At 53.9% G+C, this 14,190-nt stretch carries 6 protein-coding genes; all 6 read right to left on the bottom strand.

Annotation, left to right across the window (positions count from 1 at the left end):
* Positions 1–44: 44 nt before the first annotated feature.
* A complete protein-coding gene (locus PL263_RS02075; protein ID WP_140914153.1) occupies positions 45–998 on the bottom strand; it encodes a CoA ester lyase in 954 nt (317 codons plus the stop codon).
* Positions 999–1,387: 389 nt separating this feature from the next.
* Complete coding sequence (locus PL263_RS02070; protein ID WP_278211465.1) at positions 1,388–1,816, bottom strand: hypothetical protein; 429 nt, start codon at positions 1,814–1,816, stop codon at positions 1,388–1,390.
* 85 nt (positions 1,817–1,901) lie between these two features.
* Entirely contained in the window at positions 1,902–11,663 is a 9,762-nt protein-coding gene (locus tag PL263_RS02065; protein WP_278211464.1) for an Ig-like domain-containing protein, read from the bottom strand.
* Positions 11,664–11,702: 39 nt separating this feature from the next.
* Positions 11,703–12,443 (bottom strand): thioredoxin domain-containing protein, encoded by a 741-nt coding sequence (locus PL263_RS02060; RefSeq protein WP_278211463.1) that lies wholly within the window; start codon positions 12,441–12,443, stop codon positions 11,703–11,705.
* A 403-nt stretch (positions 12,444–12,846) separates the two neighbouring features.
* Positions 12,847–13,413 (bottom strand): hypothetical protein, encoded by a 567-nt coding sequence (locus PL263_RS02055; RefSeq protein WP_278211462.1) that lies wholly within the window; start codon positions 13,411–13,413, stop codon positions 12,847–12,849.
* A 19-nt stretch (positions 13,414–13,432) separates the two neighbouring features.
* Positions 13,433–14,041, bottom strand: a complete 609-nt coding sequence (locus tag PL263_RS02050) for a hypothetical protein (RefSeq protein WP_278211461.1) — start codon at positions 14,039–14,041, stop codon at positions 13,433–13,435.
* Positions 14,042–14,190 lie beyond the last annotated feature (149 nt).

Raw genomic sequence — 14,190 nt, 5'->3', positions numbered from 1 at the left:
CGTGTTGGGTTACACCTATCGGCTAACCCAACCTACATGTTTTTTTATTGGCTTTTCGCGGCGATCGCCTCGGCCATGCGCACGATGTTGTTGGCCATACGCTCGGAGGCGGCGTCGATCAGGCGACCGTCCAGTGCGGCGGCGCCTTTGCCTTGGGCGGCGGCTTCCTTTAAAGCTTCCAGAATGCGTTTGGCTTTTTCGACTTCGGCCGGCGGCGGGGTGAAGACTTCATTGGCCAAGGCAATTTGCGACGGGTGAATCGCCCATTTGCCTTCGCAGCCCAACGCGGCGGCACGGCGGGCACCGGCTTTGTAACCTTCTGGGTCTTTGATATCGCCGAACGGGCCGTCGATCGGCCGCAAACCATAGGCGCGGCAAGCCACCGTCATCCGGCTGATCGCGAAATGCCATTGGTCGCCCGGGTAATCCGGATTCAAACCGCCGATATTGACGGTGCGAGCCCGGTTGCTGGCGGCATAATCGGCCACACCGAAATGCAAGGCCTCCAGCCGACCGCCGATCGAGCCCTGTTTGGCGATGTCTTCGACGTTGGCCATGCCCAATGCGGTTTCGATCAAGGCTTCGATGCCGATCTTGTTTTTCAGCCCTTGCTGCATTTCCAATTGATTCAGCATCGCTTCGACCATGTAGACATCGCCGTAAACGCCGACTTTCGGGACCAGCAAGGTTTTGATCTTGCTACCGGCCTGTTCGACCAGATCGACCACGTCGCGCACCATATATTGGGTATCCAGACCGTTGATCCGCACCGACAGCGTGATGCCGTGGCCTTCCCAATCCAGATCGTTAATCGCCTGGATCACGTTTTTGCGGGCTTGCAATTTGTCATCCGGCGCTACCGCATCTTCCAGATCCAAAAAGATGTAGTCCACACCGCTTTTCAGGGCTTTTTCGAACATATCCGGATTGGAACCCGGCACAGCCAGTTCGCAACGTTGTACACGTTGAACATTGGCTTGGTAAAGAGTGTGGCTCATGAATGCTTTTCCTAAGGGTCTGAGAGTGTACGGCCGAATCAGCCGGGACAAGTTGGCTAAAAATAGCCGGTCATTTTACTTTCGGGACCGTTAATGTCAATGTTTCCGGGCGCTTACGCGGCCATGAAAACTCAGTCCTGGCTTTAGAAGCCTAATCATGAAACGGATTTTGTCTCAATTTAACGTCGTAATCTAACGACAAACTGACTGGACGTATTTGGATTTCTGCGGAGGGCGCATGGAAAGTTGTTTTGCAGGAATAAGATAGTTTTGAACAATCAAGAAACATCACAAGTGTACAGGCCGCACATTCTGTCGGCCGCAGAAGAAAAATCGGGAATCCGCAACAATGGCCAACGCAAAATAAGGAAGGCCGCGGAACCAGGAATTTAACGAGTCTTGGCCTGTTCCGCCAACTTAGCCTTGCCGATTTGCAACATTTTTTCCTTATACTCAGGCAACATCGCTTTAAATTCGTTTTGAACCGCGTTTCGTTCCTGCTGATTGCCAAGGCTATTATCGAATCGCTCGATATCACGTTGAGCCGAATTCTCAATTGATTTGGCCTCCTCGGACAAGACCCTCAATTCACTTCGACTCGGTATGTCGGTCGGCTGTGTCGACGGCGACGGGGGGAGGAGCGGTCTTTCGCCCGAACCATCGCCTGAACCCGCGTTTTTTAGTTGAGCTGTTTCGTTAGCTTTCTCAGACCGGGCTTTTTCAGACGTAACAGCCCCCTCTTCGCCGGAACAGCCAACCAAGGTTGCGGAACTTCCACCCAATACCGCCACAATGGCTAAGCTCTTGACCGATTGCATAATCGGCGAATACCTTCCCCACCGCAGCCGGATCGAATGACCAGCGAGCTCCCGAAACATATTTACACTCCGTTCTGGTTGCATCTTATTGCACCCCCGTCGTAAATGTCCAATAGGTCCAGCCAATTCCGTTCCCGGCCTGGTCGGTCAAGCTTGCCCAGTTGGAGATGTAAACCCGGTATTGCCGGCTCGCCGTCAATGCCACGCTCGGCGTCAGTGTCACCGTCTTGCCGTCCGCGCTGACACTGTAGCTCACGCTCGGACGCTGCCCGGTCGCGGTGTCGTACAGCGCAATCGTGTCGCTGTTCACCGCCAACGGGTTCAACCGGTCGTTGAAGGTCAGTACCGGTTTGACATTCAAACCTATCCCCGTCGCGCCGTTCGCCGGGCTGTATTGCGCCAGACCGTTGCCTTGCAGGTCGGCTCCCGCACCGCTCGTAAAGCTTCTGTCCTCGGCACTCGCCAATACGTTGCCGCTCAGGTCTTCCACACCTTCGACGTGCAGGCTGTAGCCGGTGTTCGGCTGTAACGGCTGTTGCAATTTCAGCGTCAGCGTTCTCCGATCCCCGCTCAGTTCCCGCGTCACCGCGATCACGTCGCCGCCTTTGCGCAGTTCCACTCCACCCAGACTCAAACCGCTCACCGGCTCGTCAAACCGCACTTGCAGAACTCCGTTCGTCGGAACGCTGGCTTGGTCGGCCTCCACGCTGTACGCGCTAACCTGCGGCGCGGTGTTGTCGGCTGCAATCGCTGTGGTGAAATAGCGCGTGTCGTACTCGCTGTTGCCGTTCATGTCCTGGACGTAGTAGACGTAGAGTCGGTAGTTACGACTGACGGCCAGCGCCTGTTCCGGTACCAAGATCAAGGTTCGGCCGTCGTCGCTCAGACTCCGAGTTGCCGCTACATGGGCTCCGGTGGTGTAGTCGTACAGGTAGAAACTGCTGTCCGTGACCGACACCGGATCGATAGCTTCGTTCAGGCGGACTTTGAGTACGGCATTGACCGGTACGTCAGTCGCGCTCTCCGCCATGCTCCACTCTACTACCGCCGGCGCCGCGGTATCCGGGCCGTTGGCGGTATGGAAGGTGTGGCTCAACGGGGTAACCAGATTACCCGCGTAGTCTTCGGCTTTGTCCACCGCCACCGTGACGTCGCTGTCCGCCGGCCAAGGCTCGTGCGGGATGTAGGTCACTTGCCGGTTGCTGTCGCTGAAATTCAACGAGTAGGTCGACGCGTTGTAGTTCGGCACTTGCGCCAGCGGCAGGTCGGGATCGTCACTTAAGAAGCTGATCGGATTCACGGACTCGTCAAAGCGCATCGAGATGCGGTTGTTGATGCCGACCTGTTCCGCTCCGTCCGCCGGACTCAGCGCCGTGACTTTCGGCGCTACCGTATCCTCCAAGGCGTCCGCCGCCGTCGAATAGTAGTAGACGTAATCGCTGTTGTAGGTCGCTGCCACGCCGCTGGCGTCTTTGACGCCGGCACGAATGCCGATTTGATAGCCACGGTTAGTCTGCAGCAATTCGGTCGGTTGCAGGCGTACTACGCGGTTACCTTTCAGCAGACTCACCGTTGTCGGGATTTCGGCTCCGTAGTAGTAGTACCGCAACGCGAACGTACTGTTGCTGACGCTGGCCGGGTCTAGCGCTTCGTTGAATTGCAAGTCCAATACCGGATTCAGTTTGCTGCCGCTCCAGCCGGTCGCAATCACATACGGTGCCTTCTGCGCCGGATCTTCTTCAATCCGGAATTGGCTATGGAAGCTGTTCAAGGCATTGCCGCTTTGGTCTTGCGCGGTGCTGTCGAGGAACACTTCGATGTAGGCGGCTTTCGCCCACGGCTGTTCCGGCGTAAAGACCAGGGTCCGGCCGTCGCCGAGCAATTGCGGGGTGCCTTTGATCAACACGCCGTTTTGCGAGACGTGTAATGCCGCTGGCAAGCTAGTGGCTTTCAGCGCTTCGTTGCTGTACAGCACAATTTTGTTTTTCGACAGCACGTTGTAAGCGCCATTGCCCGGCAAGGCCGTGACGATACTCGGCCGTGCCGTGTCGACATCCGCCGCGGTGGCAAACACTTTGGCGGCATCGGCCAAGCGGTTGCCGCTCAGGTCTTTGATGTCGTTGGTCAGCAGGACCGTCACGACGCTGGAGGCCGGCAGGTTGTAGTTCAACGTCACCGTGCGGTTATCGCCGGAGAAGCTGATCGACGGCCTGACGATGTTGCCGTTGACGAATAGGCCGACGCTGTTACTGTTGACGGTGCTCCGGTTCAGGGATTCGGAGAAACTCAGCACGATCGGGTTGTTGCCGTACACGTCCATCGCTCCGTCGTTCGGGGTGATGGACACCAGTTGCGGTGCGACGGTGTCGCCACCGGTGCCGGTGTTGAAATAGCTGTAGCGATAGCCGCTGCTGTTGCCGGCAATGTCCTGTACGCCATTGGCATAGGCCCAGATCCGGGTGTTACCGGGGAAGGCTACTAACGGGGTGAACGTCACGATGCTGCCGTTACGGCTGAGGGTTCCGGCCACATTTCCGCTGAAGCCGTCGGCTTGGACATAGATGCCGCTGTCCAGGCTGGTGCTATCGATCTCTTCGTTAAAGCTGAAGACGATCGGCGCTGTCGCGCTGACGCCGGTACTGCCGCTCGCCGGGGTAATGACGACGCTCGGGCCTGTGGTGTCGGCGGTGGCCGAACTGGAGGTGGTGAAACGGCTGGTGACCGCCGCCAATCGGTTGCCGATATAGTCGTACAGACCGTCCAGGACAATGCTGTACTCGGTGTTAACCGCCAACGCGCTGCTGGGGGTAAAGGTGATGGTGCGGTTGTCGCTGCCCAGTACGGCGGTGCCCGCCACCTCGACACCGTTGAGTTGCAAATGCACGCTGCCGGATAGACTGAACGGACTGACCGCTTCGTCGAGTACGAAGCGCAGTTTGCTGTTCACCGCGATGCCGGTCGCGCCGTCTTGGATGTTTTGTCCGCTGATTAACGGTGCTTCCTGGTCGTTGGCCGTACCGGTCGTAAATGTCCAATAGGTCCAGCCAATTCCGTTCCCGGCCTGGTCGGTCAAGCTTGCCCAGTTGGAGATGTAAACCCGGTATTGCCGGCTCGCCGTCAATGCCACGCTCGGCGTCAGTGTCACCGTCTTGCCGTCCGCGCTGACACTGTAGCTCACGCTCGGACGCTGCCCGGTCGCGGTGTCGTACAGCGCAATCGTGTCGCTGTTCACCGCCAACGGGTTCAACCGGTCGTTGAAGGTCAGTACCGGTTTGACATTCAAACCTATCCCCGTCGCGCCGTTCGCCGGGCTGTATTGCGCCAGACCGTTGCCTTGCAGGTCGGCTCCCGCACCGCTCGTAAAGCTTCTGTCCTCGGCACTCGCCAATACGTTGCCGCTCAGGTCTTCCACACCTTCGACGTGCAGGCTGTAGCCGGTGTTCGGCTGTAACGGCTGTTGCAATTTCAGCGTCAGCGTTCTCCGATCCCCGCTCAGTTCCCGCGTCACCGCGATCACGTCGCCGCCTTTGCGCAGTTCCACTCCACCCAGACTCAAACCGCTCACCGGCTCGTCAAACCGCACTTGCAGAACTCCGTTCGTCGGAACGCTGGCTTGGTCGGCCTCCACGCTGTACGCGCTAACCTGCGGCGCGGTGTTGTCGGCTGCAATCGCTGTGGTGAAATAGCGCGTGTCGTACTCGCTGTTGCCGTTCATGTCCTGGACGTAGTAGACGTAGAGTCGGTAGTTACGACTGACGGCCAGCGCCTGTTCCGGTACCAAGATCAAGGTTCGGCCGTCGTCGCTCAGACTCCGAGTTGCCGCTACATGGGCTCCGGTGGTGTAGTCGTACAGGTAGAAACTGCTGTCCGTGACCGACACCGGATCGATAGCTTCGTTCAGGCGGACTTTGAGTACGGCATTGACCGGTACGTCAGTCGCGCTCTCCGCCATGCTCCACTCTACTACCGCCGGCGCCGCGGTATCCGGGCCGTTGGCGGTATGGAAGGTGTGGCTCAACGGGGTAACCAGATTACCCGCGTAGTCTTCGGCTTTGTCCACCGCCACCGTGACGTCGCTGTCCGCCGGCCAAGGCTCGTGCGGGATGTAGGTCACTTGCCGGTTGCTGTCGCTGAAATTCAACGAGTAGGTCGACGCGTTGTAGTTCGGCACTTGCGCCAGCGGCAGGTCGGGATCGTCACTTAAGAAGCTGATCGGATTCACGGACTCGTCAAAGCGCATCGAGATGCGGTTGTTGATGCCGACCTGTTCCGCTCCGTCCGCCGGACTCAGCGCCGTGACTTTCGGCGCTACCGTATCCTCCAAGGCGTCCGCCGCCGTCGAATAGTAGTAGACGTAATCGCTGTTGTAGGTCGCTGCCACGCCGCTGGCGTCTTTGACGCCGGCACGAATGCCGATTTGATAGCCACGGTTAGTCTGCAGCAATTCGGTCGGTTGCAGGCGTACTACGCGGTTACCTTTCAGCAGACTCACCGTTGTCGGGATTTCGGCTCCGTAGTAGTAGTACCGCAACGCGAACGTACTGTTGCTGACGCTGGCCGGGTCTAGCGCTTCGTTGAATTGCAAGTCCAATACCGGATTCAGTTTGCTGCCGCTCCAGCCGGTCGCAATCACATACGGTGCCTTCTGCGCCGGATCTTCTTCAATCCGGAATTGGCTATGGAAGCTGTTCAAGGCATTGCCGCTTTGGTCTTGCGCGGTGCTGTCGAGGAACACTTCGATGTAGGCGGCTTTCGCCCACGGCTGTTCCGGCGTAAAGACCAGGGTCCGGCCGTCGCCGAGCAATTGCGGGGTGCCTTTGATCAACACGCCGTTTTGCGAGACGTGTAATGCCGCTGGCAAGCTAGTGGCTTTCAGCGCTTCGTTGCTGTACAGCACAATTTTGTTTTTCGACAGCACGTTGTAAGCGCCATTGCCCGGCAAGGCCGTGACGATACTCGGCCGTGCCGTGTCGACATCCGCCGCGGTGGCAAACACTTTGGCGGCATCGGCCAAGCGGTTGCCGCTCAGGTCTTTGATGTCGTTGGTCAGCAGGACCGTCACGACGCTGGAGGCCGGCAGGTTGTAGTTCAACGTCACCGTGCGGTTATCGCCGGAGAAGCTGATCGACGGCCTGACGATGTTGCCGTTGACGAATAGGCCGACGCTGTTACTGTTGACGGTGCTCCGGTTCAGGGATTCGGAGAAACTCAGCACGATCGGGTTGTTGCCGTACACGTCCATCGCTCCGTCGTTCGGGGTGATGGACACCAGTTGCGGTGCGACGGTGTCGCCACCGGTGCCGGTGTTGAAATAGCTGTAGCGATAGCCGCTGCTGTTGCCGGCAATGTCCTGTACGCCATTGGCATAGGCCCAGATCCGGGTGTTACCGGGGAAGGCTACTAACGGGGTGAACGTCACGATGCTGCCGTTACGGCTGAGGGTTCCGGCCACATTTCCGCTGAAGCCGTCGGCTTGGACATAGATGCCGCTGTCCAGGCTGGTGCTATCGATCTCTTCGTTAAAGCTGAAGACGATCGGCGCTGTCGCGCTGACGCCGGTACTGCCGCTCGCCGGGGTAATGACGACGCTCGGGCCTGTGGTGTCGGCGGTGGCCGAACTGGAGGTGGTGAAACGGCTGGTGACCGCCGCCAATCGGTTGCCGATATAGTCGTACAGACCGTCCAGGACAATGCTGTACTCGGTGTTAACCGCCAACGCGCTGCTGGGGGTAAAGGTGATGGTGCGGTTGTCGCTGCCCAGTACGGCGGTGCCCGCCACCTCGACACCGTTGAGTTGCAAATGCACGCTGCCGGATAGACTGAACGGACTGACCGCTTCGTCGAGTACGAAGCGCAGTTTGCTGTTCACCGCGATGCCGGTCGCGCCGTCTTGGATGTTTTGTCCGCTGATTAACGGTGCTTCCTGGTCGTTGGCCGTACCGGTCGTAAATGTCCAATAGGTCCAGCCAATTCCGTTCCCGGCCTGGTCGGTCAAGCTTGCCCAGTTGGAGATGTAAACCCGGTATTGCCGGCTCGCCGTCAATGCCACGCTCGGCGTCAGTGTCACCGTCTTGCCGTCCGCGCTGACACTGTAGCTCACGCTCGGACGCTGCCCGGTCGCGGTGTCGTACAGCGCAATCGTGTCGCTGTTCACCGCCAACGGGTTCAACCGGTCGTTGAAGGTCAGTACCGGTTTGACATTCAAACCTATCCCCGTCGCGCCGTTCGCCGGGCTGTATTGCGCCAGACCGTTGCCTTGCAGGTCGGCTCCCGCACCGCTCGTAAAGCTTCTGTCCTCGGCACTCGCCAATACGTTGCCGCTCAGGTCTTCCACACCTTCGACGTGCAGGCTGTAGCCGGTGTTCGGCTGTAACGGCTGTTGCAATTTCAGCGTCAGCGTTCTCCGATCCCCGCTCAGTTCCCGCGTCACCGCGATCACGTCGCCGCCTTTGCGCAGTTCCACTCCACCCAGACTCAAACCGCTCACCGGCTCGTCAAACCGCACTTGCAGAACTCCGTTCGTCGGAACGCTGGCTTGGTCGGCCCCTACACTGAAAGCGATGATTTTAGGTCCACTGGCATCCTTTTCGAAGGAAGTAGTGAAATAGTAATTCGAGTAATTTAACGAGTTGCCAAACAGATCCTTAATCGCATTGGTTAGCGCAATACGGTGCTGCCGTCCGACAGCCAAAGCTTGGTTCGGCACAAACGTCGCGCTTTGACCGTCTCCGTTTAGCGTGACGACACCCAACACTTGTTGCCCCGTTACGCTGTCATAAAGCAATACCGATTGGTCATTCACCGAGTCGGTGTGCACCGGCTCGCTAAAACGCACTCCGACGACAACGTTGACCGGAACATTGCTACTGTTCGAGTTCGGATCGACTGCGGCAACAGTCGGCGGCGTAGTATCTACCGTGTTGCCGGTTTTATAGTGAAAGCTATGGGGTGAAGCTATCGGATTGCCGGCTCTATCCCTAACACCATCGACGACAACTTTGTAATCCGTGTAGTCGGCAAGAATATCGCTCGGTGTGAAAATCAATTGCAGACCGTCGCTCGATAAGCGTACCCGCCCACCCACTTTGGCGGCGCCTTCCAGTAGGCCTTGGTAAACGGAAATCGAATCGGTGTTGATGGACTTCGCCTGTAAAGGCTCGGCAAAAGTCACGATAATCGGGTTGTTTTCCGGTATATCGGTTGCCTCATTGGCCGGCGAAGTTGAATTCACCGTCGGCGGCGTCACATCCGGATTCAGCGGATCGGTGCCTTTTTGCAATTCAACGCCGTCCTCAATGCCGTCATTATCCGAATCGGCGTCGGTCGGACTGGTATGCATATCAACTTCGTCGCCGTCTTTAATACCATCATCGTCCGTGTCCGGATCGGCCGCATTGGTTCCATAAACCGCTTCCTGTTCGTCACTCAGACCGTCACGGTCGGTGTCGGCTTGTACCGTTAATGTTAAAGTCGGCGTAGTTGTTTGGTTCCCGCCGAAATCTACCGCCCTCGCTGTAATAGAAATGCTAGTGCCGACCGATCCGAACGGCACTGAAACCGGGTATTGATAAGGACGCGAAGTATCGGTGTAAATCACTTCGCCATTCAGCAGGAAAGACACCGATTTCACGCCGATGTCATCGTCTGCGTTGGCAGTAATCGTTATTTTTTTGCCTTCCACGACCACAGTGTCTTGCGGCGGCTCGGAAATTTCGATGGTCGGTGCCACACCGCCTTTGTCTTCGGTGAGCCGGTATTGGGCGATGAACAATCGGGTATTGCCGTCGGTACCGTAATCCTGACCAACTACGTAGGCTTCTTCCGTCACGTAAACATAATTGCTATCCAAAGCAATACCGGTACCGGCATAGTCGCCTAAACGGGACAGATCGATTGTACCTTGAAATACCGCGTTTTCCGGATCTTCGATGTTGACGTAAGCAGTCACGTTGGGAAACAGTTGCTCCGCTGCAAATGCGAATCCGTCGGTCAATTCGATGTCGCGGGGGACAAAATTAGCATCGCCGCCTATGACAACCGGATTAGCGGCGTCGCGGATATCGACGACTTTCCAGCCAGACGAATAGGCCGCAACGTAAGCGTAACCATCTTTTGCTACGACATCTTTAACCGGGCCGATACTCAAGCTGCCTGTCTTCAGCGGGTTGGTCTTATCGGTAATGTCGATGACGTGCAAAGAGGAGCCAGCGACCGCAACTACGGTGGTTCCTTGAACATCGACGCCTTTGGTCTCGCCTAAACCGCTCAAGGCTCCAGCAAATAGCGGTTGATTTGGCTTGCGGACATCGACGATCTCGAGCCCGTTATTGCCGTCCGCAATATACGCGAATTGGTTGTCGATCTTAACGTCCTGGGCTATGCCGGCCGTTTCGTAGGAGGCCATCAAGCTGGGCGCGGTCGGATCGGTGACGTCGATGATCTGCAAGCCGTGGTCGCCGTCGGCCAGATAAACCAAATTGCCGACAACACGCACGTCAATCGCGGTACCGGCAGTATCCAGACTGCCGACAATACTGGGTGCGGAACGGTTCGCTACGTTAAGAATTTGTAAGCCTTTGCTACCCGCAGCCACATACGCATAGTCTCCTGCGACATCGACGTTATTGGCGTAGCCAGGAATCGCGATCGAAGAAAGGGCGGTTGGATTGAAGGTGCCGATGGTCACCGTGACCGTTTTTTCCAATCCGCCGTTGCGCACGGTCAAATTCGCGGTGCCGGACTGGCCGGCGAACAATAAACCGTCCTTGGCGCCGAAACTCACTACACTCAAATTGCTGGAGCTGTAAGTAGTGCCAGTCGATTTTGCGGTGAGATCGACCAAACTGCCGTCGCCGCGTTTGCCGGAAACTTTTACCTGTAAATTGGCCTCGTTATAAACGGTATTGAAGGTCATGGTCGGATTAGCGGGCGACACCACCAATTCTAAGTAGTTACGCCCTCCGCCATCGGTACCATCCGTCGGGTTGTAGCCGGCTATGATCTCGTCGTTGTCGTTGACCCCGTCGCCGTCCGTATCGGCTTTCAACGGATCGGTGACATATCCTTTCGACCCGGAAACCTCAACACCATCACTCAAACCGTCGCCATCACTGTCGGCCAGTTTAAAATTGGTACCCGCCTGATATTCCTGTTTGGTGGTCAAGCTGTCGTTATCAGGATCTTCCAAAGCATCTAACGGGTCATTGGGATTCAAGCCGTTAGCAATCTCAAAATCGTCCGGCAAACCGTCGTTGTCGGCATCGCCGGTGGTCACCACATTGATGCGCTTAAAGGCGACAACTTCGTCCTTGCGAGCAGTGATCAATGCGCTACCGCTGGACACGGCGGTTACCAAACCTTCGGCATTGACACTAACGATGGCGGGATTACTGGAGGTATAGTTTATGCCGTTGCTCGATGCCGTGACATCCTTGACGGTACCATCGCGATAGGTCGCAGCGACTTTCAATTGCGCGGTGGCGCCTTGGCTTGACAAGGTCTCCACGGCTGGTTCGGTGACTTTCAAACTGACCGGGATCGGTTCGATGTTTTCGAACTTGATTTCAGGGACACTGACGATGCCGTTTTGCACGACGTTAAAATAATCGCTTTCCCCGGAAAAAGTGTCGCCGAGAATGGTACAGGTGGCCCGCGCCCTAACCCGGCCCATTTGCGACGGCACGTTAGGCATCGACCAACCGCCATCCTTGCTGACCTGCACGGTTCGGTTGAGAATGTTGACGACGCAGTTTTGATCCAACACATTGGCCTTAGCGGTTTGCCAACTTAGGGCCAAACCTAACCAAACAACCAAGGTATAAAAGGATTTCATTATCTGTATGTACATCGTCGTTATCTCCCGATCCCTAAGACGCCTTCTATAAAATTATTTTTTTAAACCATCAATGACTCCGGCAAAGGTTTCAAACGACTGTACGCCGTCGAACCGCCGGTAATCGACCAACTGATCATCTTTAATTTTGCCGATCAAAAAGGCCGGCGTGCCTTTGACACCCAACCTGGACCCCAAGGCTATATCACTTTCAACTTTGCTCAGCTGTGCGGGCTTTTCCATGCAAGCTTGCAATGCGGTCATATTCAGTTCCTGGTTTTTAACCACTTCGGCGACCAATTCATCGGTCACCTGCCCCCTGGCCTCAAAAATGGCGTCGTGCATTGCAAAATACTGACCTTGTTCCCCGGCGCAACGGGTAGCCAAGGATGCCTTTTTGGCATGGGCATGAAACTCCAAAGGAAAATCCTTCATCACATATTTAACGCCGCCCATGTCGATATAACGCTCCAGCAGCTTGGGTAATACGTTTTTGTAATGCTTGGCGCAGAACGGACATTCATAGTCGGAAAACTCGATGATCGCGAGTTTGGCGTCGGCCTTGCCCCTAGTCATGGCTTCGGTTCCCACCAACGAAACTGGCGCTACCTTGGGCTGCTGATCCGCCAGCCTTTGTTCTAAATAGGCGACCTTTTCCTTGAGTTGGCCGATTTCTTTACGCATTTCCGAGATCTGCATGAAGATCTCGTCTGCGACCCATTTTTCTTCGGCATAGGCGATATTCGCCAACCCCATCCACATAACTATTAATGCAATCGACTTTATCCAAATCATTTATTTTTCCTGACGCCACTCTATATAGCCTTTATTAAGCCCCAATCAACGATTAACTTAACAGGTTGGTGAAAAACTCATTTTTGACCCTGACTCAGCCTGTATTTAGTTGAAGTATCATATTGCAGACACTATATATTGAGTAAGCTGAACAAAATTAGCGCCTGAAATATGGTTTTTCACCAACCTGTTAAGCCCCGATCAACGATTAACTCAAGCCGGTCATTGATGATAAATTTCCCATCTTTATAATGCGGAACTCCTTAGGATCGATTAATAATACCCAAAAAATATCAGAAATATTAAGCCAATCAAGTGACCATCACATACTGCAAATCGTTATTGAAAAAAATACTATCGGATTCGCTTTGCCCTTATTACTGCCTTACTTAAGGTTTACGGATCAACTACAGCAACCGTCAGAGAAAGCTAATTTACGTATCTGCTCGATCTGAATTCTAGAATTCTCTACGTTTCTACAACAATTTCCAATACTTATTGAAAAATAACCTTTCGCATCCGGTGCCATCCATTTTCCAGTTTGATAAGTACCAAATACTTGGGCACAATCATTTTCATCAAGACGCAACTTTAAAATAACCGACTTAACGTTTCTTTCACTGAGCCCCACATACGATTCTCCAACTTTATCCCATAAAATAAAAATAAAACCGCTCATCTCGTTATTGATGATGTATACGCCTTTCTTATCTGCGGCAAAAACGACCCATCTACGCCACATTTTTTTACTAAGCAAAGAAAGCAGAATGCCAAAACCTATCGCGTAAACAAATAATTTGACTCCAAATGGATGCCTATTCCAATCTACGTTATAAATAAGAGCTAAACACCCCATTTCTGCGAAAATAAAAAGGGTTATACCGATAAAATGAATACCTTTTGGCACGTCAAGAACCCAGTATGGAGACTCCAATCTCGAAAGCATTGACGTATACAAAATAGAAGCCATCAAAATAACCGGTTAAATATTACTTTTTTTCTACCTCTTGCTTTATGTAATCGCCCAACTGGAATGCAATCTTCTGAAAGAAAAAATCATGCATAAGAATATTGCTCAAATAGAGATTTTTATCCTCTATTTTGATTGGATATAACTTGACATAAGGTCCTACGCCTTTAAGATCATGTTCCACATAACACAAAACAAAACCACCATATTGAAGCATAGCTAGAAACTTTGACGATAAGATGTTGTTATAAAGCGCCAAATTTTTGTCATAAGCAACAGGATCATCCATCATTGGCTTTATTTGGGATCGCTCGCTAGGATTCCAAAGCTTTAGCATCGCATCTTTATCGCCTCCTTTATAAACTTGAATTACCTGCATAATAAATTTTTCTTCCTTCGTACCACCACCTAACGAGAGTATCTGATCAAAAGTGTTTTTCTGTTTATCTGTATATAACTTGCCGTTAAATCGCAAACTTATAGGATGGGATTTATTGGAATCCGATGAAAAATCCAAACTTATCGATTTGAAATCTGAGGCATAAACCATTCCAATATGGCTACAACAGCTAATACACAAAACCAACAACAAATTATTAATAAGCCTATTTATTCTGAAATAAACCACTTAAAGATGCTCCTTCAATATAGATTCGTTTTTCATGCATGAAGTAATTCCTCCTAGGGATAACATGCAACCAAGTCATACCACGTATAGTCAATACCCGTGCCTATAAAGCCACCTAGAGTTACTGTGCCATATGCTTTAGGCGGTCC

The organism is Methylomonas sp. EFPC3 (assembly GCF_029643245.1).
GTDB lineage: Bacteria > Pseudomonadota > Gammaproteobacteria > Methylococcales > Methylomonadaceae > Methylomonas > Methylomonas koyamae_B.
Note: the sequence above shows the minus strand (reverse complement) of the source record. Positions and strands in the feature narration are given on the sequence as shown.